At 71.8% G+C, this 25566-nt stretch carries 19 protein-coding genes; 6 read left to right on the top strand and 13 right to left on the bottom strand.

Annotated features, from left to right (window positions below):
- Positions 1-50: 50 nt before the first annotated feature.
- Positions 51-1190, bottom strand: coding sequence for a molecular chaperone DnaJ (dnaJ, locus tag ACGFNN_RS02510; protein ID WP_393552094.1), 1140 nt, complete (start codon positions 1188-1190; stop codon positions 51-53).
- A complete protein-coding gene (hrcA, locus tag ACGFNN_RS02505) occupies positions 1191-2207 on the bottom strand; it encodes a heat-inducible transcriptional repressor HrcA (protein WP_362549380.1) in 1017 nt (338 codons plus the stop codon).
- A gap of 164 nt (positions 2208-2371) precedes the next feature.
- Between hrcA and ACGFNN_RS02500 the strand changes: the two genes are divergently transcribed.
- The 3 genes from ACGFNN_RS02500 to ACGFNN_RS02490 all read left to right on the top strand — a co-directional run bounded on the left by ACGFNN_RS02500 (position 2372) and on the right by ACGFNN_RS02490 (position 6941).
- Positions 2372-3094: an MBL fold metallo-hydrolase gene (locus ACGFNN_RS02500; protein ID WP_393552093.1), complete on the top strand. Its 723-nt coding sequence runs from the start codon at positions 2372-2374 to the stop codon at positions 3092-3094.
- 25 nt (positions 3095-3119) lie between these two features.
- Positions 3120-3938, top strand: coding sequence for a DUF3097 domain-containing protein (locus tag ACGFNN_RS02495; protein ID WP_362549374.1), 819 nt, complete (start codon positions 3120-3122; stop codon positions 3936-3938).
- 117 nt (positions 3939-4055) lie between these two features.
- Complete coding sequence (locus ACGFNN_RS02490) at positions 4056-6941, top strand: ABC transporter substrate-binding protein (RefSeq protein WP_393552092.1); 2886 nt, start codon at positions 4056-4058, stop codon at positions 6939-6941.
- A gap of 66 nt (positions 6942-7007) precedes the next feature.
- On the opposite strand, the gene ACGFNN_RS02485 is transcribed toward ACGFNN_RS02490, so the two are convergent.
- The 6 genes from ACGFNN_RS02485 to lepA form a co-directional block, all read right to left on the bottom strand.
- Positions 7008-7874: an alpha/beta fold hydrolase gene (locus ACGFNN_RS02485; RefSeq protein ID WP_393552091.1), complete on the bottom strand. Its 867-nt coding sequence runs from the start codon at positions 7872-7874 to the stop codon at positions 7008-7010.
- A 193-nt stretch (positions 7875-8067) separates the two neighbouring features.
- On the bottom strand, positions 8068-8724 hold the full coding sequence (locus tag ACGFNN_RS02480; protein ID WP_393552090.1) for a maleylpyruvate isomerase family mycothiol-dependent enzyme: 657 nt from the start codon (positions 8722-8724) through the stop codon (positions 8068-8070).
- A 104-nt stretch (positions 8725-8828) separates the two neighbouring features.
- On the bottom strand, positions 8829-10070 hold the full coding sequence (hemW, locus tag ACGFNN_RS02475) for a radical SAM family heme chaperone HemW (RefSeq protein ID WP_393552089.1): 1242 nt from the start codon (positions 10068-10070) through the stop codon (positions 8829-8831).
- A 2-nt stretch (positions 10071-10072) separates the two neighbouring features.
- The gene (locus tag ACGFNN_RS02470; RefSeq protein WP_393552088.1) at positions 10073-12040 is read right to left on the bottom strand and encodes a SpoIIE family protein phosphatase; all 1968 of its coding nucleotides are present in this window, start codon (positions 12038-12040) and stop codon (positions 10073-10075) included.
- 239 nt (positions 12041-12279) lie between these two features.
- Positions 12280-14169, bottom strand: coding sequence for an AMP-dependent synthetase/ligase (locus ACGFNN_RS02465; RefSeq protein ID WP_393552087.1), 1890 nt, complete (start codon positions 14167-14169; stop codon positions 12280-12282).
- 326 nt (positions 14170-14495) lie between these two features.
- A complete protein-coding gene (gene lepA, locus ACGFNN_RS02460; RefSeq protein ID WP_393552085.1) occupies positions 14496-16370 on the bottom strand; it encodes a translation elongation factor 4 in 1875 nt (624 codons plus the stop codon).
- 214 nt (positions 16371-16584) lie between these two features.
- Here lepA and rpsT point away from each other — a divergent pair, with 214 nt between their 5' ends.
- The gene (gene rpsT, locus ACGFNN_RS02455; protein WP_362549353.1) at positions 16585-16851 is read left to right on the top strand and encodes a 30S ribosomal protein S20; all 267 of its coding nucleotides are present in this window, start codon (positions 16585-16587) and stop codon (positions 16849-16851) included.
- Positions 16852-17224: 373 nt separating this feature from the next.
- On the opposite strand, the gene holA is transcribed toward rpsT, so the two are convergent.
- A complete protein-coding gene (holA, locus tag ACGFNN_RS02450; RefSeq protein ID WP_393552084.1) occupies positions 17225-18214 on the bottom strand; it encodes a DNA polymerase III subunit delta in 990 nt (329 codons plus the stop codon).
- A gap of 91 nt (positions 18215-18305) precedes the next feature.
- Between holA and ACGFNN_RS02445 the strand changes: the two genes are divergently transcribed.
- Entirely contained in the window at positions 18306-18551 is a 246-nt protein-coding gene (locus tag ACGFNN_RS02445) for a hypothetical protein (protein ID WP_362549347.1), read from the top strand.
- A gap of 167 nt (positions 18552-18718) precedes the next feature.
- Here the strand turns inward: ACGFNN_RS02445 and ACGFNN_RS02440 are convergent, their stop codons facing one another.
- A complete protein-coding gene (locus ACGFNN_RS02440) occupies positions 18719-19603 on the bottom strand; it encodes an arylamine N-acetyltransferase (RefSeq protein WP_393552082.1) in 885 nt (294 codons plus the stop codon).
- Between the two features lie 100 nt (positions 19604-19703).
- On the opposite strand from ACGFNN_RS02440, the gene ACGFNN_RS02435 reads away from it, so the two are divergent.
- Positions 19704-20159 carry a pyridoxamine 5'-phosphate oxidase family protein gene (locus tag ACGFNN_RS02435; protein ID WP_393552080.1) on the top strand — a complete coding sequence of 152 codons (456 nt, stop codon included), beginning with the start codon at positions 19704-19706 and terminating at the stop codon, positions 20157-20159.
- Positions 20160-20400: 241 nt separating this feature from the next.
- Here the strand turns inward: ACGFNN_RS02435 and ACGFNN_RS02430 are convergent, their stop codons facing one another.
- The 3 genes from ACGFNN_RS02430 to ACGFNN_RS02420 form a co-directional block, all read right to left on the bottom strand.
- Positions 20401-22962: a ComEC/Rec2 family competence protein gene (locus tag ACGFNN_RS02430; RefSeq protein WP_393552078.1), complete on the bottom strand. Its 2562-nt coding sequence runs from the start codon at positions 22960-22962 to the stop codon at positions 20401-20403.
- Positions 22959-23678: a helix-hairpin-helix domain-containing protein gene (locus ACGFNN_RS02425; protein ID WP_393552077.1), complete on the bottom strand. Its 720-nt coding sequence runs from the start codon at positions 23676-23678 to the stop codon at positions 22959-22961. Before ACGFNN_RS02425 ends, ACGFNN_RS02430 begins: the two co-directional genes overlap by 4 nt.
- Before the next feature lie 827 nt (positions 23679-24505).
- The gene (locus ACGFNN_RS02420) at positions 24506-25351 is read right to left on the bottom strand and encodes a DegV family protein (protein WP_393552075.1); all 846 of its coding nucleotides are present in this window, start codon (positions 25349-25351) and stop codon (positions 24506-24508) included.
- Positions 25352-25566 lie beyond the last annotated feature (215 nt).

Raw genomic sequence — 25566 nt, 5'->3', positions numbered from 1 at the left:
CAGAGCGCCGCCCGCCGGTAAGGGACCGGCGGGCGGCGTCGTGACGGGGTTCAGCGGCCGTTGAAGGCGTCCTTCAGACGGGAGAACAGCCCCTGCTGACCGGGCTGGAACTGCCCGGTGGGCCGCTCCTCCCCGCGCATCTGGGCCAGCTCCCGCAGAAGGCGCTCCTGTTCGGGGTCGAGCTTCGTCGGGGTCGTGACCTCGACGTGCACGATGAGGTCACCGCGTCCGTTGCCGCGCAGGTGCGTGATGCCGCGCCCGTGCAGCGGGACCGACTGCCCCGACTGGGTGCCCGGCCGGATGTCGATCTCCTCGAGGCCGTCGAGTGTCTCCAGTGGCACCTGGGTGCCGAGCGCCGCCGCCGTCATCGGGATGGTGACCGTGCAGTGCAGGTCGTCACCGCGCCGCTGGAACACGGCGTGCGGGAGCTCGTGGATCTCCACGTAGAGATCACCGGCGGGCCCGCCGCCGGGACCGACCTCGCCCTCGCCCGCGAGCTGGATCCGGGTGCCGTTGTCGACACCGGCCGGGATCTTCACGGTGAGGGTGCGCCGCGAGCGGATGCGTCCGTCGCCGGCGCACTCGGGACACGGGGTCGGCACGACCGTGCCGAAGCCCTGGCACTGCGGGCAGGGACGCGAGGTCATGACCTGGCCGAGGAACGACCTGGTGACCTGGGAGACCTCACCGCGGCCGCGGCACATGTCACAGGTCTGCGCGGAGGTGCCGGGGGCCGCGCCCTCGCCGCTGCAGGTGTTGCAGACGACGGCGGTGTCGACCTGGATGTCCTTGGTCGTGCCGAAGGCGGCTTCCGAGAGGTCGATCTCCAGGCGGATCATCGCGTCCTGGCCGCGCCGGGTGCGCGAACGGGGGCCCCGCTGCGACGCCGTGCCGAAGAACGCGTCCATGATGTCGCTGAAGTTCCCGAAGCCGCCGGCCCCGAAGCCTCCCGCGCCACCGCCACCGCCCGAGGCGGACAGCGGGTCGCCGCCGAGGTCGTAGACCTGCTTCTTCTGCGGGTCCGAGAGCACCTCGTAAGCGGCGTTGATCTCCTTGAACCGCTCCTGGGTCTTCGGATCAGGGTTGACATCCGGGTGCAGCTCGCGGGCGAGCCGACGGAATGCCTTCTTGATCTCGTCCTGAGATGCGTCGCGGCGCACGCCGAGTACGGCGTAGTAGTCCGTGGCCACTTACGACTCCGCCAGGATCTGTCCGACGTAACGTGCCACTGCGCGTACCGCTCCCATCGTTCCGGGGTAGTCCATGCGGGTCGGTCCGACCACGCCGAGTTTGGCGACTGCCTCGTCGCCCGAACCGTAGCCGACCGCGACGACGGACGTGGAGTTGAGGCCCTCGTGGGCGTTCTCGTGCCCGATCCGTACGGTCATGCCTGAATCCGTCGCCTCACCGAGCAGCTTCAGAAGCACGACCTGCTCCTCCAGTGCCTCCAGCACCGGCCGGATCATCACAGGGAAGTCGTGCCCGAAGCGGGTGAGGTTGGAGGTGCCGCCGATGATCAGCCGCTCCTCCGTCTCTTCGACCAGGGTCTCGAGGAGGACGGAGAGCACCGTCGACACGGTGCCCCGGTCCTCGGTCTCGAAGGACTCCGGCAGATCCTGCACCAGACGCGGGACGTCCGCGAAACGTCGTCCGACGACCCGGCTGTTGAGCCGGGCCCTCAGATCGGCGAGCGAGGTGTCACCGAACGGTGCGGGACAGTCGATCATACGCTGTTCGACACGGCCCGTGTCCGTGATCAGCACGAGCATCAGCCTGGCCGGGGCCAGCGACAGCAGCTCCACGTGCCGGACGGTCGAGCGCGTCAGCGAGGGGTACTGCACGACGGCGACCTGCCGGGTCAGCTGCGCGAGCAACCTGACCGTGCGGCCCACGACGTCGTCGAGGTCGACCGCGCCGTCGAGGAAGTTCTGGATGGCCCGGCGCTCCGGCGACGACAGGGGCTTGACGCCCGCGAGCTTGTCGACGAAGAGACGGTAGCCCTTGTCCGTCGGAATACGCCCGGCACTCGTGTGCGGCTGGGCGATGAAACCCTCGTCCTCCAGCACGGCCATGTCGTTGCGCACGGTCGCAGGGGAGACCCCGAGGCTGTGCCGCTCGGTGAGCGCCTTGGAGCCGACGGGCTCCTCGGTGCCGACATAGTCCTGGACGATGGCGCGCAGCACTTCGAGTCTGCGTTCACTGAGCACCGCGCACACCTCCAGCTGTGGTTCTTCGGCTTCTGCCTGGCACTCTGTGCGTTCGAGTGCCAGCAATCCCCCGGTCAGTGTACGGGGGCGGGGTGGCCCCGGGGCAAGGGCGACCGGCCATGCCGTCGGGGGACTGTGCAGGTCGTTGCCGATAGCGTCGCCGTATGCATGTCTCTTGGGAAGAGTTCGGCTGGGAGCGGTTGGGCCACAGTGCGGGCCGGCGGCGCCTTCCCGTCTGGGACGCCACCGTCGCGCTGGTGGCGGGGCAGGACGGAGCGCTGCTCTACGACACCGGTTCGACGCTCCGGGAGGGTGTCGAGCTGAGGACCCAGGCGGAGGCGCTGCTGGGCCGGAGGGTGACACATATCGCACTGAGTCATCCGCACTTCGACCATGTGCTCGGCACCGCGGCCTTCTCCGGAGCGGCCGTCCACGGAGCCGTCGGCACCGCGGACCTGCTGGTGCGGAGCGCGGAGGAGCTGCGGGCGGACGCGGTGAGGCACGGGATGAGTGCGGCGGACGCCACGGCGGCCACGGACGCCCTGGTGGCACCCCGGCACCAGGTGAGCGGGGAGTCGACCCTGGATCTCGGCGGCGGACTCCAGGTGCTGCTCGCGAATGTGGGCCCCGGCCACAGCGGACACGATCTCGCGGTGCTGGTGCCGGGCTCCCCGGTCGTGGTGCTCTGCGGCGACCTGGTGGAGGAGTCCGGCGAGCCGCAGGCGGGTCCGGACGCGGTGCCTTCGCACTGGCCCGCCGCCCTGGACCGTCTGCTGGAGCTGGGCGGCGAGGACGCGCTGTACGTACCGGGGCACGGGGCGGTGGTCGACGCGGCGTTCGTGCGGGCCCAGCGCGACCGGCTGGCCGCCCGGTTCGGCGTGTCGTGAAAGGGCGTCCGCTTATCGTCGTGCCATGCGCAGCTACCAGCCGGACCTGACCCCGCCGTGGAAGCGGTCCGCCCCCGTCCCCGAGGTCCCCGCCGAACCCGATCTGGTCGTGGAGGAGGCCGGCACCGGCTTCTGCGGGGCGGTGATCCGGTGCGAGAAGACGGCCCAGGGGCCGACGGTGACACTGGAGGACCGGTTCGGCAAGCTGCGGGTGTTCCCGATGGAGCCGCGTGGCTTCCTGCTGGAGGGCAGGGTCGTCACCCTCGTCCGCCCGTCGGCGGGGGGTCCGGTCCGGCCCTCCCGCACCGCGTCCGGTTCGGTGGCGGTGCCCGGGGCGCGGGCGCGGGTGGCCCGGGCGGGGCGGATCTACGTGGAGGGGCGGCACGACGCCGAGCTCGTCGAGCGGGTCTGGGGCGACGACCTGCGCATCGAGGGCGTGGTGGTGGAGTACCTGGAGGGGATCGACGACCTGCCGGCGATCGTCCGGGAGTTCGCGCCGGGCCCGGACGCCCGGCTGGGTGTGCTGGTCGACCACTTGGTGCCGGGTTCGAAGGAGTCCCGGATCGCCGCCCAGGTCACCGACGGGAACGTCCTGGTGGTGGGCCACCCCTTCATCGACGTCTGGGAGGCGGTGAAGCCGTCGTCCGTGGGCATCCCCGGCTGGCCGGCCGTGCCGCGCGGCCAGGACTGGAAGACGGGGGTGTGCAGGTCGCTGGGCTGGCCGGAGAACACCGGAGCCGCCTGGCAGCACATTCTGTCCAAGGTCAGCTCGTACAAGGACCTGGAGCCTCAACTGCTCGGCCGCGTGGAGGAATTGATCGACTTCGTCACGCTTCCAGGCTGATGTCCCGTCGCGTTCGGGGAGGATCCGGTACCGATCCCCTCGAACACCTGCGCTGCCCTCGTGTCATCCGTTATTGAGAGGTGATCGAAGGACCGGCCGGAGGGAAGGCACGGGGGGATGGCGCGGAACAACTGGCGGGAAAGCGCGGAGAACGAGGCGGCCTCCGCGGTCTTCCACCTCATGCAGCAGCTGATCGACCAGTACCGGGACAACCGGCCGGTGATGCCCCTGGTGGTGGCGCAGGCCGAGGACGCGGACGCGGCCCCGGAGATCGACCACCGGGTCGAGCAGATCGTCCACCAGGTCCACCGCGCGAACCTGGGGCGCCGGGTCCCCGTGAAGCTGGTCCAGGGCCGCGGCGACAGCCCGTACGAGGCGGCGCTCTCCACGGTCCGCGTGCTCACCGAGCGGCCCTGGGAGACCCGCGGTTCCTCGCAGTACAAGCCCTTCGCCTTTCCGCGCTCCCGGCTGCTGGCCGCCATCGAGCAGGCCACCGCCGCCGTCGTGGCGGAGCCGGACCGTCCCACCGCCCTCGGACGCGACGAACGCATCCTGGAGGAGCTGAGCGACCTGCGCTGGCGGGCCAGCCGGTCGGGGCGGGACAACGCCTGGGACTCGCTGCGCGCCGCGGTCCGGCCGGAGACCTTCCTGGGGGCGGTCTTCATCGCCGTGCTCAGCGTGCTGCTGGGCGAGATCGGCTGGCTGCTCACGGTGCTGGTGGCGGCGGCGGCCGTGGCCGGTCTGACGGTCGTGCGCCTGCTGACCAGGGCGGCTCCGCCGCTGCTCTGGCTGCGCCCGGCGAGCCGATGGCTCGCGACCACGTCGTCGCTGGCCGCGTCGAGCACGGAGTATCCGTCCGACGGCTGGTCGCGCCTCTCCCCCGGCCGCTCGTGGCAGGTGATCCGGGCGCGGGCGGCCGCGGTCGCCGAGCGGGTGGCCGACGCGGGGACGGGCGACCAGCACGCGCGCCAGTTCCATCTGGAGCTGCGGGTCCAGGCGCTGCTGGAGGACCTGCTGGACAGCTACCGGCCGCACGCCCTGGACTGGCGGCGCAGCAAGCGCACCGTCCCGCCGGTGGTGTTCCTGCCGCGCGCCACCGAGGCGAACGGCGGCATGCTGCTCATCAACGCCATCAACAACGTGCGTTCGCGCCGCAGCGAGGTGGATCCGCTGCTGCTCCTCGCGTCGCTGCCCGCCGGGGCGGTCATGCGGCACACCCCGCCGCTCCCGCCGGACCCGCCGGCCAACGCCGCCTCCCGGTCCGGTGCCCGCGCACGCTACGAGACCTGGGTCGACGCCCTGAGCGTCGGCCAGGCGCCCGCGGCGGCCGTGGCGCTGGCCTGGGTGCTGTGGCTGCCGCTGTCCACCGGTCAGCTGACCCACGAACACGCCCACGCGCAGCTCGTCACCCACCAGGTGCGGCGCACCTGGACGTGGTGGGTGATGTCGGGGAGGACCGTCGCCGTCCTGCTGGTCTGCGCCCTGCTCGGGACGTTCCTGTGGAGCGAGCGGTGGAAGGAGACCTACTGCCACGGCCCGCTCACCGGACGCAGTACCGACTCGGTCAGGCTGGCCGGCCCCGGCGGCGCCGTCGAGTGCATAGGGGTGGCGACGGTCCCGGCCGTCCGCTTCGCCGAGGGCAACACGCTGCAGCTGAACGGTGCAGGGAAGGGGGTCACCTTCGAACGGATCGAGGAGGCGATACGGGATCAGAACGCCGGCATCGGCGTCGGCACCCCGCACGTCACGATCGTCTACGCGGGCCCGCTCACCGGCACCGACGCGAACAGGGAGGACACCCGCAAGGGTCTGGAGGAGCTGACCGGTGTCTATCTCCACCAGCGGTTCGTCAACGACACGGCGAACCGCTCGGTCAAGCTGAGGGTCCTGACGGCCAACGGCGGCCAGGACATGCTGCGGCAGACCACCGCCGTCAGGAAGATCGTCGAGGTGGCGCGGCGGGACCCCTCCGTCGTCGGGGTCGTGGGCCTGGGGCGCAACACCACGGAGAGCGCGGAGGCAACCGAGATCCTCCAGCGCGCGGGGCTGCCCCTGGTGGACACCACGAACTCGGGCAGCGACCTGGCCCGCGAGTTCCCCAACTACTTCGGACTCGCCGCCACCGACGAGGAGCAGGCGGACGCCCTCGGGCTGGTCGCCGGCGCCCTGGCCGGCCGGCTGAAGGCCCCGCAGGCCGTCGTCCTGTCCCGGAAGGTCGGCAACGAGGACAAGGACCGGTACACCACCGAGCAGCGCCGGGTGGGTCTGGAGATGCTGAGGCGATCCGGCTTCGAGGTGGTCGCCGACACTCGCTACTCCCTGTCCGAGGACGGCGGATCGGCCAATCTCGACGGCCCTCTCCACACGATCTGCGGACGGGAGCGGGTGCCCGACGCCTTCTACTTCGCCGGCCGGGTCGAGGACGTCAACACGCTGATGTCCGGGCTGGGGCAGTCCGCGGGATGCTCGGACAAGGCCATCACCGTGTTCACCGGGGACGACCTGACCAAGGCGCGCTTCGACGACTCGACCAAGCTCGCGGACCGGGTCACCCTCTACTACGGGGCGCTCGCTCCGATGAGCCAGGGCGGCGGGCGCGGGTTCTACGAGGACTCGCGCAAATCCCTGCAGGCCCTGCTCCCCGAAGGGACTCAGCTGCCCGCGCTGCCGAAGGAGCGCCCGTACGAGGACAAGATGTTCGCCAGCGGTCAGACGGTCATGTCCTACCAGGCCACGGCGGCCCTCTATGCAGCGGCGTCCAGGGGCGACACCCAGCAGAGCGCGGCCGAGACCTGGGCGACGCTGTACTCCGTGGCCCTGCACTCGATGCCGACGGGGACCATCACCTTCCGGGGGACGATCCCGTACGCCGACCAGCGTGTCCACGGCCTGAACATCGTCGAGGTCACCCGTCCCGGACCGGACGCGCGCACCCGTGTCGTGTGCGGGCGGGCCGCCGGTGACCGCACACCTCTGACCGCGGCGGACTGCAAGGTGCCCTGACCAGGAGTGCTCGTTGTACAAGGGGCGGGTCCTGGACGGCCGGCAGACACGGCACCGGGAGGTCGACTACGCCACGGGGATGTCGGAGGCGGGCCGGCCCGGACCGTCCAGCAGGCCGGCCACGTGTTCGGGGCACTCCTCGACCACGAGGTGTCCGGCTTCGGAGATCACACCCAGCCCGGTTCCGAGCGTGCGGCGCACTGCCTGGCCGAGCCTCCGTGAAGGGAGGAAGACGTCGCGCTCCCCGGTGACGACCAGACGGGGAATCGACCGCGCGGACAAGGTGGCGGCGCCGGGCGCCCCGCTGGAGCGCGAGTGCCGGGCGACCAGTGTCATCCAGTCCACCAGTTCGTCGCGCGGTGGGTGGCCGGGCGCGAGCATGGCGCGCAGGAGCCGGGCGCTGTGGGAGGGCGCGGGCCGCAGGAACCAGGCGGCCGAGGCTGCCAGCACCGCGGGAGTCAACCTCAGCCTGGTCAGTCCGCCGGGGGAGACCAGGACGAGCCGGTTGATCAGGGGAGAGTCGCTGGACATGGCGATGGCGGCACCGAAGGAGTGGCCCATCACCGCCACCGACTCGGTCGAGAGCGTCTCGATCACCTCGCTCAGCCACGCCCCGTACCAGGACAACCGGCCGCCGGAGAGGTCACGTTCGCCAGAGCTGAGACCGGGCTGGCCGGGGACGTCCACCAGCACGACCTTGTAGTCGGCAGCGACCAGGGCCGTGGCCAGCGGCAGCGATGCGGCAGCGTTGAAGTTGGTGCCCGGGACGAATACGACCGTCGTCGCGCCGGATCCGGCGAGCACCACGTGGGTCCGCGCGCCGTTGGCCGTCACCGTCCTCCGTTCGTGCGGCACCGGCCATGCGGCCAGCTGCTCGAGGCACCAACGTCGGATGAGCTCCTCGCCCGGCACGCTGCGGTAGATCGAGTCCACCGGTCGAGTATCGCGCTTCGTCCCGGGCCATGACGTTTGAACGACCGCACGGGTTGGGTGAGTTGTGAGGCTCACCTGGGCCATGCGCGCCTGGTCCCATCCTGTCCTCACCCGTCCGGCAGGCCGCCCCGCTGATCACCCGCCGGCCCGGCACGTCCCGATGCCAATCGCTCCCGGGGCCGTTCGCTCGTCTTCAGCCTGAGCGCAATCGGGCACGCAGGACTGCCACACCGTCCCCTTCCAGGTCCTCGCACGCCGCTACGCGGCCCGCCATCCCCATCACCAGGGAGAGGGTCGGCCCCCGGAGCAGATCCCCCGAGCCGGCGGTGAACGGCCCGTCCGTGGCCTCGAGCCGCAGGCCCGCGGTCACGGTCCTGCTTGCCACGGTGAAATCACGGCCGGCGAAGAACCGGGCCACGGCGGTCGTGCTGGCCACCGGGGGTGTCCGCACAAGACCCAACGGCCGACGGATGTCCTCGCTGTGGACGACGATCTCGCCCAGCCAGGCCGCAGTGTGTCCTGTCGGCCCGGCGGGACCGGCGACAACTGCGCGAAAGCGTCGGAATGTCTCTTCAGGTGTGGCACCACGGTGCTGTGCCAGCCGTCGGTCGTTGTGCAGATCGGGGTCGAACCGTGCGGCCAGCATGCTCAGCAGCCAGCGCCACATCCGCGTTTCGGCACCTGCCGTCAGGTGGGCTACGACCTGCTCCACGGTCCAGCGTTCACACAGTGACGCTTGCGCCCATTGGGCCTGGCTGAGCTCGGCCAGGTCTTGGGCGAGCGCCGACCGCTCGACGTGAATCGCCCGCTCCAGGGTTTTCCGAGTCTCCGGGACGTGTGGTTCATCCATGGGGCAGCCTCCAGAAATCGGGTGTCCCGCATCAGACTCCTGCAGCCGTCCGAACTCATCGGGCCGGGAGCGCGGCCTGCGGTGCGCGGGCCCGCGGGGCAGCCTCAGTCCACCAGGTCGCGGACGACGGCGTCGGCGAGCAGGCGGCCGCGCAGGGTGAGTACCGCGCGGCCCTCCTCGTAGGGGGCCGGCTCCAGCAGCCCGTCCCGGACCGCGCGTCCCGCGGCGGCGAGCCCCTGGGGGGCGAGCAGCGACAGGGGGCAGCCCTCGACGAGCCGGAGCTCCAGCAGGATGCGCTCGACGCGCCGGTCCTCGTCGCCGAGCACCTCCCGGCCGGCGCCGGGTGAGCGGCCCTCGGCGAGGGCCTGCGCGTACGCCCCGGGGTGCTTGACGTTCCACCAGCGCACTCCGCCGACGTGGCTGTGCGCCCCGGGGCCCGCGCCCCACCAGTCGGCCCCGCGCCAGTACAGCTCGTTGTGCAGGCAACGGCCCTCCGGGGTGCGCGCCCAGTTCGACACCTCGTACCAGGAGAAGCCGGCCGCCGACATGGCCTCGTCGGCGATCAGGTAGCGGTCCGCGTGGACGTCGTCGTCGGTCATCGGGACCTCGCCGCGCCGGATGCGCCGGGCGAGCCCCGTGCCCTCCTCGACGATCAGCGCGTACGCGGACACGTGGTCGGGGCCGGCGCCGATCGCCGCGTCGAGGGAGGCGCGCCAGTCGTCGTCGGACTCGCCGGGGGTGCCGTAGATCAGGTCGAGGTTGACGTGCTCGAACCCGGCCTCACGGGCCTCGGCGACGCACGCCTCGGGCCGGCCGGGGGTGTGGGTGCGGTCCAGGACCTTCAGCACATGCTGCCGTGCGCTCTGCATACCGAAGGACACCCGGTTGAAACCGCCCTCCCGGAGCGCCGCCAGATAGGCCGGATCGACGGATTCCGGGTTGGCCTCCGTGGTGATCTCGGCGTCCTCGGCCAGCCCGAACTCGTCCCGGACCGCCGCCAGCATCCGGACGAGATCGGCCGCGGGCAGCAGGGTCGGGGTGCCGCCCCCGACGAAGACGGTGCGGACCGGGCGGGGGTCGTCACCGAGCACCTTGCGGGCCTGGCGGATCTCCTCGACCAGGTGGGCCGCGTAGTTGTCCCTGGACGCCAGGGCTCCGCCGGAGCCGCGCAGCTCGGTGGCGGTGTAGGTGTTGAAGTCGCAGTAGCCGCAGCGGGTGGCGCAGTAGGGCACGTGCAGGTAGAAGCCGAGCGGCCGGTCGGCGGCGCCTTCCAGGGCGTGGCGGGGCAGTGCCCCGTCGTCGGGCACGGGCTCACCATCGGGCAGTACGGAAGGCATACCGTCCATTGTCACTCGTCGGCGGAGCCGCTCCGTACATCCGTGCGCCGGGCCTCGTCGACCTGGATCACGAGCAGGGCGAGGTCGTCGTCGGGCGGGCGCTCGGCGAACGCGTGGACGGCCTGTTTGATCCGGTCGGCCACGGCGGAGGCCGGGAGCCCCGCGCATTCGGCGAGGACCCGGGCGAGACCGTCGCCGTCGTCGAACATCCGCCGGCCCGAGCGCCGCTCGGTGACCCCGTCGGTGACGCAGAGCAGGCTGTCGCCGGGCTCCAGGTCGAAGCTCCGGCTGTCGTAGGCGACGTCCTCGACGACGCCGAGCAGCACCTGGGGTTCGGCGGCCGGGAGGACGGTTCCGTCGGGGCGCAGCAGCAGCGGGAGGGGATGGCCGGCGCTGGCCACGGTGCAGCGCACACCGCCGCCGGGAAGCGGTACGAGGTCGCCGTAGAGCAGCGAGAGGAAGCGGGACTGGGAGCCGTCCTGGATCTGCTCGCCGTCCTGGATCTGCTGGCCTCCCGCCGCGGCCACCATGAGGGCTGCGGCCTCCGCCGCCTCCATGGCGTCGTCCAGGAGGAGCCGGTTGAGGCGGTCGAGCACCTCGCCCACGCCGAAGCCCTCACGGGACAGCAGCCGCAGCCAGGGACGGGCCAGGCCCGTGACGACGGCGGCCTCGGGACCGCTGCCCTGCACATCCCCGAGCACGAAGCACCAGCGGCCGCCGGGGCAGGGGAACAGGTCGTAGAAATCGCCGCCGACCACGCCGTCGTCCCCAGGCTCGTACACCAGCGCGCTGGTGACGCCCGGTATCTCGGCGACCTTGCTGGGGAGCAGTCCGCGCTGCAGGATGCGGCTGATCGTGGCCTGGCGGGTGTAGGCGCGGGCGGCGCCCACCGCGAGCCCCACCCTGCGAACGAAGTCCGCGAGGAGGGCGACGACCTGCTCGGGGATGTCGCCGGCTCCCTCGCGGCCCACCAGGACCGCGCCCAGGGTCCGCCCGCCCGAGGTGATGCGGTGGGCGAGCGCGACCCCCGTGCCCTCACCGCGGTCGGTGCCCGAGCCGGTGCCTCCCCGCCAGGGGATGGGCACGGGGCCGGCGCCGACGCCTCCGGGGAGGCGGAGCGGCTCCTTCTCGAGTGCGGCGCGCAGCATCCCCGCCCTGGCCTCGTCGGTGTGCCAGACGCCGGCGAGCCGGGGTTCGGCCGCCGGCCCCGCGCCTTCGCTCTCCAGCCAGATCGCGCACCAGTCGGCGAGCCGCGGAACCAGGAGCGACCCCGCCGTCGATGCCACCAGGTTCTCGTCGAGCTGGCCGGCCAGCAGGCCCGAGGCCTCCGCGAGGAAGGAGAGGCCGCCGCGTCCGGCCCAGCCCGCGTCGTCGCGCGCGGTACGTCCGGAGCTGAGGGCGGGCGCGCCCGCGGTGCGCGGGACGCTCCCACGGAGGCCGTCCGTGTCCGCGGCGGCATCGGGCAGTCCGTAGCGGTCGTCGCCCAGGAGACGGGCCCATACGGTCTTGAGGCCCGCTCGGTAGGTGATGCCCCAGGATTCGGCGAGGGTCGCGACGAGCTGCAGCCCACGGCCGTACTCTGCGGGGTCGGGTCGCTCGGCCCCGGTGTCACGCACCGACCGGGCGGGGTGGTGGTCGGTGATCTCCAGCACCAAGGCGGCGGGCTCGGGCCCGACAGAGTCCTCCAGCCTCAGCAGCAGGTCGACCGCCGTGCCGGCGTGCACCACGGCGTTGGTCACCAGCTCGCTGGCCACGGTCAGCGCGTCGTCCGTGAGCCGGTCGCCGAACTCACCGTCGGAGGGGAGTCCCAGGTCCGACCAGTCGCCGAGCGCCGCCCGGACGAATCGGCGCGCGGCGGCCGAGGCCTGGGGGATCCCGGGCAGGCTCGTACACGCGACGGGACGAACGTCCCCGCCCTGACCTGCGACGACACTGCCGGGACGCTGAAGGATGTCCCGCTGCAAGGGAATGGACCCCACGGTGCGGCTCCTGACGGTCTCACTGAACACCGCTGACGTACCCGGACAGAGTGACAGACCGGGCGCGTCCATAAGCGGCGAGTGACGGAAGTCGCGACGGGAGGGCTGGAAAACGGCACCGGGGCGGACGGGCGCGAGCGAGCGGGCGGCGGGGACGGGGCACCCGGCGGGCCGGGAACGGCGGCGGGGCCGCGAGATACTTGCGCGTCTCGCGGCCCCGCCGTCCGTGCCCCTTGCCGTCAGGCCTCGCGGGAGCCCGCGTACATGTCCTCGATGAGGTCCTTGTACTCGCGCTCGACGACCGGGCGCTTCAGCTTGAGGCTGGGTGTCAGCTCACCGTGCTCGATGTCCAGGTCGCGAGGCAGCAGCCGGAACTTCTTGATGGTCTGCCAGCGCTGGAGGCCCTCGTTGAGCCGGTTCACATAGCCCTCGACGAGCTCCACGGTCTGCGGCGACGCGACCACCTCGGCGTACGGCCTGCCTCCCAGGCCGTTCTCCTCGGCCCAGCCGAGGATGGTCGGCTCGTCCAGCGCGATCAGGGCGGTGCAGAAGTTACGGTCCGCTCCGTGCACCAGGATGTTGGAGACGAACGGGCACACCGCCTTGAACTGGCCCTCGACCTCCGCCGGGGCGATGTACTTGCCGCCCGACGTCTTGATCAGGTCCTTCTTGCGGTCGGTGATCCTCAGGTACCCGTCCTGCGAGAGCTCGCCGATGTCGCCGGTGTGGAACCAGCCGTCGGACTCCAGCACCTCGGCGGTCTTCTCGGGCAGCTGGTGGTAGCCCTCCATGAGGCCGGGACCGCGCAGCAGGATCTCGCCGTCGTCCGCGATCCGGACCTCGGTGCCGGGGAGCGGCTTGCCGACGGTGCCGGTGCGGTAGGCCTCGCCCGGGTTGACGAAGGAGGCGGCGCTGGACTCGGTGAGGCCGTAGCCCTCGAGGATGTGGATCCCGGCGCCGGAGAAGAACAGCCCGATGTCGGGTGCGAGGGCGGCGGAGCCGGAGATGCAGGCGCGGAGACGGCCGCCGAAGGCCTCGCGGATCTTCGCGAAGACCAGGGTATCGGCGACCTTGTGCTTGGCCGCGAGCCCGAAGGGGACGGAGGCCTTGCCGGTCCGGCGGAAGTTGTCCTGCGACACCTTCGCGTACTCGCGCCCGACCCCTGCGGCCCACTGGAAGATCTTGTACTTGGCTCCGCCGCCCGCGCGTGCCTTGGCGGCGACGCCGTTGTAGACCTTCTCGAAGATGCGGGGGACGGCCGCCATGTAGGTCGGCCGGACCACCGGCAGGTTCTCGATGATCTTGTCGACGCGGCCGTCGACCGCCGTGACGTGACCGACCTCGATCTGGCCGGAGGTGAGCACCTTGCCGAAGACGTGCGCGAGCGGCAGCCAGAGGTACTGGACGTCGTCGGAGTTGATCATCCCGGTGGAGACGGTCGCCTTGGCCATGTACGACCAGTTGTCGTGCGGCAGCCGCACGCCCTTGGGTCGGCCCGTGGTGCCGGAGGTGTAGATCAGCGTGGCCAGCTGGTCGGCCGTGATGGCGGCGACCCGGTCGGTGATCGCGGCCGGGTTCTGGGCCAGGTGCTCGGCCCCTCGCGCCTCGAGCTCGGCCAGGGTGAGCACCCAGCCCTCCGGGTCGCCCTCGGCCGGCCCGGCACCCGCCGGGTCGATGACCACGACATGGGCGAGCGCGGGCAGCGAGTCCCTGCTCTTCCTGGCCTTGGCGAGCTGCGCGGCGTCCTCCGCGATGAGGACCCGGCTGTCGGAGTCGGCCAGGATGAAGGCGGACTCCTCGGTGTTCGTCGACGGGTAGACCGTCGTCGTCGCCGCGCCCGCGCACATCACGCCGAGGTCGGCGAGGATCCATTCGACACGGGTGGCGGAGGCCAGCGCCACACGCTCCTCCGGGAGCACCCCGAGGCTGATCAGACCTGCCGCGATGGCGTTGACCCGGTCGGCGGCCTGGGCCCAGGTCAGCGACTTCCATTCGTCCGGCCCCTGGCCCGAGGCGGCCGGCACGGGATAGCGGTAGGCCTCACCGTCCGGGGTGGCCGCCACGCGTTCGATGAAGAGGGTCGCCACGGAGGGCGGTCGGCTATCGATCAGGGTCTGTGTGTCGCTCACGACGTCCTCCGGGCCTGCGGCATTGCTACGACCGGTTCATGGGGGTGCTGCTGCTTGATGTCCTGCTTCTCGTTCCCGCTCGGCCTGCTTGTTTAACTGGCGAGTAACTACGGGTGGTGATCAGAGTAGAGCGCGTGCGTCCGAGACGTAAGGGGCAACCGGCCGCCGCTTGATAACGAAGCCGGCCCCTGCGTCGCGGATGTCCGCGGCACAGGGGCCAGTTGGGCTACTCCGGGGTACGCCGGAAAACGTACTCACGGCACCGTCCGAGCGGGTCGGGCACGGACGACGCGGTGACCGGACCGGACCGGCCCGGCCACGCGGCGCTACTTCTTCGCCTTGCCCTCGCCGGCCGACTCGTCGGTCGACAGGACGGAGATGAACGCGTCCTGCGGCACCTCCACGTTGCCGACCATCTTCATCCGCTTCTTGCCTTCCTTCTGCTTCTCCAGCAGCTTCCGCTTACGGGAGATGTCACCGCCGTAGCACTTGGCGAGGACGTCCTTGCGGATGGCGCGGACGGTCTCGCGGGCGATGACCCGGGAGCCGATGGCCGCCTGGATCGGCACCTCGAAGTTCTGCCGCGGGATGAGCTTCTGCAGCTTGGCGACGAGCCGGACGCCGTACGCGTACGCCTTGTCCTTGTGCGTGACGGCGGAGAAGGCGTCGACCTTGTCGCCGTGCAGCAGGATGTCGACCTTGACGAGCTGGGCGGACTGCTCACCGGTGGGTTCGTAGTCGAGCGAGGCGTAGCCGCGGGTCTTGGACTTCAGCTGGTCGAAGAAGTCGAAGACGATCTCCGCGAGCGGCAGGGTGTAGCGGATCTCGACACGGTCCTCGGAGAGGTAGTCCATGCCGATCAGCGTGCCGCGCCGGTTCTGGCAGAGCTCCATGATCGCGCCGATGAACTCGCTGGGCGCCAGGACGGTGGCCCTGACGACCGGCTCGTGCACCTTGTCGATCTTGCCTTCGGGGAACTCGCTCGGGTTGGTGACCGTGTGCTCCGAGCCGTCCTCCATCTCGACGCGGTAGACCACGTTGGGGGCGGTGGCGATGAGTTCGAGGCCGAACTCCCGCTCGAGGCGCTCACGGATCACGTCGAGGTGGAGCAGGCCGAGGAAGCCCACCCGGAAGCCGAAGCCGAGCGCGGCGGAGGTCTCCGGCTCGTACACCAGGGCCGCGTCGTTGAGCTGGAGCTTGTCCAGGGCCTCACGCAGGTCCGGGTAGTCGGATCCGTCCAGGGGGTAGAGCCCCGAGAACACCATCGGCTTGGGGTCCTTGTAGCCGCCCAGCGGCTCGGTGGCGCCCTTGTTCAGGGAGGTGATGGTGTCACCCACCTTGGACTGCCGGACGTCCTTCACGCCGGTGATGATGTAGCCGACCTCACCCACACCGATGCCGTCGGCCGGCGTCATCTCCGGGGAGGAGACACCGATCTCCAGCAGCTCGTGGGTAGCGCCGGTCGACATCATCTTGATGCGCTCACGCTTGTTGAGCTGGCCGTCGACCACCCTGACGTACGTGACGACACCGCGGTACGCGTCGTAGACGGAGTCGAAGATCATCGCGCGCGCCGGGGCGTCGGCCTGGCCGACGGGGGCGGGGACGTCGCGTACGACCCTGTCGAGCAGGGCGTCCACACCGACGCCGGTCTTCGCGGAGACCTTGAGCACGTCCTCGGGCTGGCAGCCGATGAGGTTGGCCAGCTCCTCGGAGAACTTCTCGGGCTGCGCGGCCGGCAGGTCGATCTTGTTGAGCACGGGGACGATGGTGAGGTCGTTCTCCATCGCCAGGTAGAGGTTGGCCAGCGTCTGCGCCTCGATGCCCTGCGCGGCGTCGACCAGGAGGACGGTGCCCTCGCAGGCGGCCAGGGAGCGGGAGACCTCGTAGGTGAAGTCCACGTGGCCGGGGGTGTCGATCATGTTGAGGATGTGGGTCGAGCCCTTGGTCTCACCCTCGGTGGGTGCCCACGGCAGACGGACCGCCTGGGACTTGATGGTGATGCCGCGCTCGCGCTCGATGTCCATCCGGTCGAGATACTGGGCGCGCATCTGCCGCTGGTCGACCACTCCCGTCAGCTGGAGCATCCGGTCGGCAAGGGTCGACTTGCCGTGGTCGATGTGCGCGATGATGCAGAAATTGCGGATCAGCGCCGGGTCGGTACGGCTCGGCTCGGGCACGTTGGTAGGAGTCGCGGGCACGCAGGGTCCTGATTCTTGAGACGCCGGACGCCGTGTCTCGGGTCGATGTCGGGTCGGACGGATCGATACGTAGCCTCCATGGTCCCACGCCTGGGGGGCCGGGACCGGTTTGGGCCGGTGCGAGGGTGACTGCTACCGTGGACAGCTGTGCCTCGTGGCCTCTGAGGCGGCGTGGCGCACAAAGAAGATCCAACGAACCTGAAAAGGCTCTTTCGTGGCGAACATCAAGTCCCAGATCAAGCGGAACAAGACGAACGAGAAGGCGCGCCTGCGCAACAAGGCCGTCAAGTCCTCGCTCAAGACCTCGATCCGCAAGGCCCGTGAGGCTGCCGCTGCCGGTGACGTCGAGAAGGCCACCCAGGCCGTCCGCGACGCGTCGCGTCAGCTCGACAAGGCTGTCTCGAAGGGTGTCATCCACAAGAACGCCGCCGCCAACAAGAAGTCGGCGCTGGCGCTCAAGGTTGCCGCCCTCCAGGGCTGAGCTACTGATGTGATCGCCGGAAGGGACTCAGCGGGCCCTCTCTCCCGCTCCTGACCGGCACCCCGCGCCGCACACCGAACCTGCGTTCGCCACGCGGGTGCGGCGCACAAAGCGTGAACCGAAGGCCCCGGCCGACGTCCTCCCCAGGACTCGGCCGGGGCCTTCGTCGCGTGTTACGCCGACCTCGGGGGTGGGACGGGGGCGAGCGAGTCGGTCCGCCGCAGGCCGGACGGGTACACCACGGGGCGGACGTCCTGATCACGAACGCGCTCGCGCAGGGCCTCCGGCCGTGCCCGACCCGTACCGGCTCGTGCCGGGACCGTGTCGGCCCGTACCGGCTCGTGCCGGGACCGGGCTTCAGTGCCTGCCGGCTTCAGTGCCTGCCGCTGCGCGCCGCGCGGGCAACGGCCACGACGGCCTTCTCCAGGGCGTACTCGGGGTCGTCCCCGCCGCCTTTGACGCCCGCGTCCGCCGCCGCCACGGCGGTGAGCGCGGCCGACACCCCGTCGGGGGTCCATCCGCGCATCTGCTGGCGGACCCGGTCGATCTTCCAGGGCGGCATCCCGAGCTCACGGGCCAGGTCCGCGGGCCGCCCGCCCCGGGCCGACGAGAGCTTGCCGATGGCCCGGACGCCCTGCGCGAGCGCGCTCGTGATCAGGACGGGTGCGACGCCGGTGGACAAGGACCAGCGGAGCGCCTCCAGCGCCTCCGCCGCCCTGCCCTCGACCGCCCGGTCGGCGACGGTGAAGGAGGAAGCCTCCGCCCGGCCCGTGTAGTAGCGGCCGACCACCGCTTCGTCGATGGTGCCTTCGACATCGGCGGCCAGCTGCGAGACCGCGGAGGCCAGCTCCCGCAGATCGCTTCCGATGGCGTCCACCAGCGCCTGGCAGGCTTCCGGTGTGGCCGAGCGTCCCAGGGTGCGGAATTCCGCCCGTACGAAGGACAACCGCTCGGCGGGCTTGGTGGTCTTCGGGCAGGCCACCTCACGTGCTCCGGCCTTGCGCACCGCGTCGAGCAGCCCCTTGCCCTTCGCACCACCGGGGTGGAGGAGCACCAGGGTGATCTCTTCGGCGGGGGCTGAGAGGTACCCCTTGACGTCCTTGATCGTGTCGGCGGAGAGATCCTGCGCGTTGCGCACGATCACCACCTTGCGCTCGGCGAAGAGCGAAGGGCTGGTGAGCTCCGCGAGGGTACCGGGCTGCAACTGGTCCGCGGTGAGGTCGCGGACGTCCGTGTCGGCGTCCGAGGCGCGGGCGGCGGCCACGACCTGCTGCACGGCACGGTCCAGGAGCAGGTCCTCCTGGCCCACGGCGAGCGTGACGGGGGCGAGCGGGTCGTCGGTGGGATTGCGTCTGGTGGCCATCGCGGTCCAGCATCCCACGCCGCTGTGACAACGCCGCCCGGCAGCCGCCCCGCCGTACCTCCGGGGTGCACGGGTGCCGGAGAATGACCGGGTGAGCGATGTGAGACATGTGCTGGTGCTGCCAGACCGGGACTCGGCCGAGGAGGTCGCCGGGGAGCTCCACGACCGGTTCGGTGTCGTCGAGGAACCGCAGTTGGTCCGGGACGCCCTGGCGGGGGAGGACGACGCCGAGGACGCCCAGTGGCTCGTCGTGGTGGAGGACCCGGCGGCGCGCCTGGACTCCGCGGCTCTGGACGCGTTCGCGGCCGAGTACGAGGGGTGGCTGGAGGCTCCGTAGGGCCCCGGGCCCCGGGCCTGGGGCCTGGTGGCGTAGGGGCCCCAGGCCGGGGGCCTGCGTAAGGCCTTCCACCCCGTGTACCGGCCTCCGGGGCAGGGCGGGCAGCCCATGGTCGCCGCTGCGACTCCGTACGGGGCTGGTGCCTGCCGCTGCTCCGGCCGGGGGGGTCAGTTCTCGGGGACTCGCCTGGTGTCTCGCCTGGTGTCCGTGCCGCCGGGCTTCGGCCATGGCATCGGAGGGCGTGCCACTGGCAGGCTTTCGAGTGCCAACCCGAAGTGGTCGCGGTAGGCCGCGAGCACTTCGGCGTCCTCTGCAAGTTCCTTCTCCCGCCGCTCTCCCCGCACCGTGGTGATGAGGGTGCGGCCGCTCAGCGTCACCCGGCCCTCCTCGGTGCGCCGGGAGCAGATGAGGGACCGGGTGAACGGAGAATCCGGTGAGGTCCGGTGGTACCAGGCCCCGGCCCGGAAGTCCGTCAGCGCACGCGGTCGTAGATCCAGGCGGTACTGCCTGGATCCGTCACGCAGCAGATCGAGATCCCCTTGCGGCGCCTCACGGAAGCGGAAGGTGCCGCACGGGTCGTCCTGGTCGGTGCGCAGATCCGGACGGAGCGGGCTCAGCGCGTGGTCGCCGAATCCGACGTCGACGATCCAGGGACCTGCACCGTCCACGGTTTCCACGCTCAGGGCGACATGGTCGTACGGGATCCCGAGTCGGCCACCGTCGCCGAAGACCCTCGCCTGAAGGAGCGCGACGCGGAAGCCGAGTGCGCGCAGGAGGGCGGCGAACGCACCGTTGAGCTCGTAGCAGAAGCCGCCTCGGTGCTCGGTCACGATCTTGTCCACGAGCCTCCGTTCCTCCAGGACGATGTCCTCACCGAGATGGACGGAGAGGTTCTCGAAGGGGACGGTCGTCAGGTGACGGAGCTGCAGCTCGTGCAGGGTGTCCACGTCAGGCGGGAGGGGCTTGGCGGCACCGATCCGCTTGAGGTAGGCCTCCACCCGTGCGGTGTCCAGGGCACCCCTCGGCTGTGGCGGCGTAGGTTTCTCGGCCATGGCGCCAGTGTGTCCCGGCGGAGGTGACGGCGGCATGCGGCTTTGGTTCTAGGACCGCCGACGGATGTGCGGTCCGGTGCGGGCGGCTAGCGTCACGGCCGTGACACATCGAGAGCCGGCGCGAGGCCCGGAACAGCGCAAGCGGGATGTCCTCCGCCGTCTGGCGGAGGACAAGGACGCCTGGGTGGCGACCGCCTCACCCGACGGTGTGCCGTGTCTGGTGCCGTTGTCGTTCGTGTGGGACCGGGGCACGCTGCTGATGGCGACCCGTCGCGGCAACCCCACCGCGGTCAACGTGACTCCCGCCGGACAGGTGAGGATCACGCTGGGCCACACCCGCGATGTGGTGCTGATCGAGGGCACGGCCGAGGTCGTGGAAGGGGCCGCTCTTCCCGCCGACTCAGGTGACGCGTTCTTCGAGGCGCTCGCCTGGGATCCGCGCGGGCAGCCCGCCTGGGTGTACCTGCGCATCACGCCGCAAACCGTCCGGGCATGGCGCGAGGTGAACGAACAAGCGGGGCGGGACCTCATGCTCGACGGCACCTGGCTGGTCTGACGACAAGGGTGCCGTGCGCGCCGCCGCCCCCTGCCCTGTGCCCGCCCCACGCCCCCGCTCCTCGTCTCCCCCTACGCCCACTCGCCCCGTTGTCTCCCGGATCCCGGCTCCCGGCTCCCGTGGGCAGTGAGCGGCTGGGCGTCCCTGGCACTCCACCCTGCCGCCCTGCCCGGCCGCCCTGCCCGGCCACCCTGGCCGGTGGATCCCGGAAGGGCTGTCAGGGAGGCTCGTCAGGCGGTCATCATGAGCGGCCCGTCGCACGCAGACCTGCACCGGAGCCCGTCACCGCGATCGCCCCGTGGAGGTCTGTACGCAGAACCTTCGCGCCCGTCGCTTCGAGCGCCGCGACCGTGCGGGCCGACGGATGCCCGTAGGGGTTGTCCGCGCCGCAGCTGATCAGCGCGAGCCTCGGCCGGACTCTGCTGAGGAGCGCGACGTCCTGATGGGCCGAACCGTGGTGCGCCACCTTGAGTACGTCCACCCGGGCCAGGACGGGATGGCTGCGTAGCAACCCCTGCTGCGCCGGAGGTTCGAGATCCCCGAGGAGGAGCAGGCTCAGGCCTCCGGACCGGACGAGCAGGGTGACGCTGGAGTCGTTGGGCTCCTCTGTCGTGCCGGCCGGTGCCACTCCTCGCGCGTCACCGACGGGCCACAGCACCTCCCAGTCGAGCGGCCCCGCCCTGCGCCGCTCCCCCGCCGCCGCCCGCACCATCGGAACGCCCGCGCCTGCGGCCGTGCGCCGCACGAAGGCGGCCTGCTCCGGCGGTTCGTCGAGGCTGGTGGTCTGCACGACCCCGATCTCGCGGCCACGCAACACACCCGGCAGACCGCGCACGTGGTCCGCGTGGAAATGGGTCAGCAGCAGAAGCGGCACACGGGTGATGCCGAGATCACGCAGGCAACGGTCCACCCGACGGGGCTCGGGCCCGGTGTCCACGACCACCCCGGTGCCCTTGCCCGCGGCCAGCACCATGGCGTCCCCCTGCCCCACGTCGCACAGCGCGAAGGTCCAACCCGGCGGCGGCCACCCGGACATGAATCGGGTGAGCGGCACGGGTCTCAGCACGGCCAGGACCAGGAGGAGGACCGCGGCGCAGCAGATCCAGGGGTGACGGGCCAGGCGGCGGGCCGACAGCACCAGTGCCGCCGTGAGGACGGCCAGTAGCGCTGCACCCCGCCATCCGCCCGGCCAGTCCAATTCCGCTCCTGGAAGGGCTGCACCGGTACGGGCCACCGAGGCGATCCACCCGACAGGCACTCCGGCGACCTCGGCCACTGCTCTCGCGACCGGCATGGACGCCGGCGCCACGGCGAGCGCGGCGAAGCCCAGCACTGTGGCCGGGGCCACCGCGAACTCCGCGAACAGGTTGCAGGGGATCGCCACCAGGCTCACCCTCGACGCGAGGACGACGACCACCGGCGCGCATACCGCCTGGGCGGCCGCCGCCGCGGCCAGCACCTCGGCGGGCCTGGCCGGGACGCCGTGCCTCTGGAGTGCCGCGCCCCACCTGGGTGCGAGGGTCAGAAGCGCCCCCGTGGCGAGCACGGACAGCAGGAACCCGTAACTACGGGCCAGCCACGGGTCGTACAGCACGAGCAGTAGAACGGCGGCGGCCAGAGCGGGGATGAGGGACCGTCGCCGTCCGGTCCCGATGGCCAACAGGGTGATCAGACCGCAGGCCGCGGCGCGCAGGACGCTCGGCTCGGGGCGGCAGACGATCACGAAGGCGAGTGCGATCCCGCCACCGGTCAGGGCGGTGGCGCGCAGGGAGATTCCCAGTCGAGGCGCGAGGCCGCGGCGTTCGCTGCGCCCGGCCGTGCCCGGGGGCCCGATGAGGAGGAAGAGAAGGATCGACAGGTTGGCGCCCGAAACCGCCAGCAGATGGGTGAGGTCGGTGGCCTTGAAGGCGTCCTCCAGGTCGGGTGGGACCCGTGAGGTGTCGCCCACGACCAGCCCCGGCAGCAGCGCCCGCGCATCCGCGTCGAGCCCGTCGGTGGCCTCCCGCAGGCCGGACCGCAGACTCCCCGCGAAGCGCTGCGTCGGCGTGGGCCCCTCGAGGAGGTACGGGGCGTCGCTCGCGCCGGTACGGAGTACGGCGGCGCTGCGCTCACCCTCGTGGCGCGGTGGCGCGAGCCTGCCGCTGACGCGCAGGCGCGTCGAGGGCAGCAACCGCTGCCACCGCTGCGCCTCGTCCCCCGGAGCGACCATGATCAGGACGGGGGTCCGGAGCCGGGTGACCGTGCCGTCGGGTGAGATCAACCGGTCCACCTCGGCTCCGACGAGCAGGGACACGGGCGTGCTGTGGTCGCCCTGGACTCCCGGCCGCGTCCGACGCGGGTCGGATGTGACCGTCACATCCGCCTCGACCCGCGCGTACGTCTCGGCCAGCGCGGGGAGAGGGCCGGAGCGGACCTCCGCGCCGTGAAGCCCTGCTGCCGCCCCTCCCGCCGCAGCGCAGAGCAGCACCCCGGCAACAGCCGTCGCGCGCGCTCCCGGGCCGGGGAGGCGGTCCGCCCGCCCCGTGGGCGTCCGCTCCGCCCGGGCGATTCGTCGTCCGTGTGCTGTCCTGTGTCCGCGCCCCATCCGGCCCGCGCCCCTACGGGCGAGGAGGCACAGCGCCGCGCACACACAGAGCCCCACCGCGGTCGCCACCCACCTGCCGGGGGCATCCAGCGCCACTGCGGCCGCGGCCCACGCCGCGAGGGCCGGCGGGACCAGTCGCAGGTCGGCCGGGCCATCCTGGCGAGGCTCGGCCAACCCGAGGCGCCTGCCCGAATCCGCGTGTACGTCAGGAGCGTTCACAGCCGGACCAGTGGCCTCAGGTCGGCGAATCTGCGGTCACCGATGCCGTTGACCTCGCGGAGCTCGTCGACCGATCGATAACCGCCGTGCTCCGTGCGGTAGTCGATGATGTGCTGGGCCAGCACCGGCCCGACGCCCGGCAAAGTCTCCAGCTGCTCCAGCGTCGCCGTGCCCAGGCTCAGCGGCGCCGCCGGGCCGGCTCCCGCTCCTGTCGAAGATCCGCCGGCCAGCACCGCTCCGCCCCCGGGCGGAGGTGCGGCGGGCAGCCCCACCGCGACCTGCTCGCCGTCCGTCAGCACACGCGCGCGGTTGAGCGTGCTCACGTCCGTTCCCTCCCGGACACCTCCCGCGGCCCGCAAGGCGTCGGCCACCCGGGACCCGGCCGGGAGATACCGGACACCCGGCCGGCGTACCTTGCCGCTGACGTCCACGACGATCTGCCCACCGGGAGACGTGCCGCTCCGAGGCCCCGCTCCCGGCCCGTTCGTGAGGCCGTACTGCTGGGCGCTCGGGGCTCCGGGATCCGCCGGCTGTACGACAGCGGCCTCCGCGACCCGGTCCGGCGGGCGGACGGCTTCCGGGCGGGCGGACCAGAAATGGGCCGTCGCCAGCACCGCGCCCCCGGCCAGGACGACACCGAGCGCCGCGAGCGCCCGTGGCTCCAGACCGCACCGCAACCGGACCCACAGCGGGAGGCGGTCCCCGAGGGCGGACATGGCCTCGCGCCACCATCCCGTCCGTCCGGCGCCGCCATCGGGCAGGTCGTCTTGCGGAAGAAGCCCGGATGCAGCCGCCGGAGCAGCCACGGCTCCCGCACCAGCACCAGCACCAGCACCAGGGAGCGTGGGCGTCGCCGGTCGAGCCGGAGTCTCTGTGGACGCGGCCCAGGAAGGCACCGGACGGCCGAGCCTGGTCCCGGCCACCGGGCCCGCGGAACCACCCGCCAGGGCAGCCGGCGCCGTTCGGCCATCCGCGCCCCCCGTGACGGCCTCCGTGGCGGCCTTCGTGGGCGCCGCCGGCCGCTCACCGCCCATCAGCGCCTCTGCCCGGAGCCGCTGAGCCGCCGCGATCCCGGCAGCGGCGCCGCGCCCCGCATCCCTCCCGCGCCTGTGGCGTGCGCTGGAGACGGACCCCGGCGCGGTCCCGGCCGCCCCCTGGGGCCTTACACCCGGTCGTCGGCGGGAGTGGGCGGCGCCACCAGGACTGCCGCGGCGCACACGCTGCGAGGCACCGTGCGCAGGCCCCGGCTCGGGTGGGTCCATGGCAGCGTGCGCGGGGCGACCGGCGGAACCGTACCGGGGCCGGGCCGGTCCGTGGGCGGGGTCAGCGACCGGGCGGGGCTGCGAGGGCACAGCAGGCCCTGTCACGCCCGGCCGGTCAGCCGGTGTCCTGCCGCGCCTGACGACTACGAGGCCCGATGTGGGGAGCGAGGGGAAGGTCATGCCTCAGGACGCTAGACACATCTGCGCGAACCCGTTGAGCAGCTCCGATTTCTGTGGACACCAGGCCAGTTGTGGACAACCTCGTCACCCTCAGGGGTGATTCAGCGCGGCGAGACCACCGCTCCCAGCAGCCCCGGCCCGGTGTGTGCACCGATCACCGCGCCCACCTCGCTCACGTGCAGCTCGCCGAGTCCCGGGACACGCCCCCGCAGCCGCTCCGCCAGCCGCTCGGCCCCGTCCGGGGCCGCCAGGTGATGAACCGCGATGTCCACCGCGCCGGTGCCCGCGCGAGCGGCGACGATCTCCTCGAGACGCGCGATCGCCTTCGAGGCAGTGCGCACCTTCTCCAGCATCTCGATCCGCCCGCCGTCGAGTTGGAGCAGCGGTTTGACCGCCAGCGCAGAACCCAGAAGCGCCTGGGCGGCGCCGATACGGCCTCCCCTGCGCAGATAGTCCAGCGTGTCGACGTAGAAGTACGCGGCAGTACCCGCCGCTCGCTTCTCCGCCGCCGCCACTGCCTCGTCCATGCCTCCGCCGGCCTCGGCGGCCCCGGCCGCCGAGAGCGCGCAGAACCCCAGGGCCATGGCGACCATTCCGGTGTCGACCACCCTCACCGGGACAGGCGCGTCCTTCGCGGCGAGCACCGCGGCGTCATAGGTCCCGGAAATCTCGGCCGACAGATGGAGCGACACGATCGCGTCGGCACCCGCCTCGGCCACGGCCCGGTAGGTGGCCGCGAAGGTCTCCGGGCTCGGCCGCGAAGTAGTCACCGACCGGCGCTTCTGCAGGGCGAGCGCCAGCGACCGCGCCGAGATCTCCGTGCCCTCCTCCAGGGCCTGGTCCCCCAGGACGACGGTCAACGGCACCGCGGTGATGCCATGCCGTTCCATCGTCTGGGGCGGCAGGTAGGCCGTTGAATCGGTGACGATAGCGACATGGCGGGACATGAGCCGGAGGTTACCTCCCGGGGCGGGGACACGGCAGCCCGGGACCGGTCTACTGATCATTTCCGGTCCGTCAGCGACGCGGAGCCGAAACACTTGGGCACACCCTCAGCCTGTCCGGACATCCACGAACAGACACCCCTGCTTTCCGGTGGATCCGGATTGCTTCGTCACGCCGGGACCGGGACCGGGACCGGGACTCCGGAATCGGATCGGAC

Source organism: Streptomyces sp. NPDC048590 (assembly GCF_043199535.1).
GTDB lineage: Bacteria > Actinomycetota > Actinomycetes > Streptomycetales > Streptomycetaceae > Streptomyces.
This window is presented reverse-complemented; position numbering and strand designations above follow the sequence as displayed.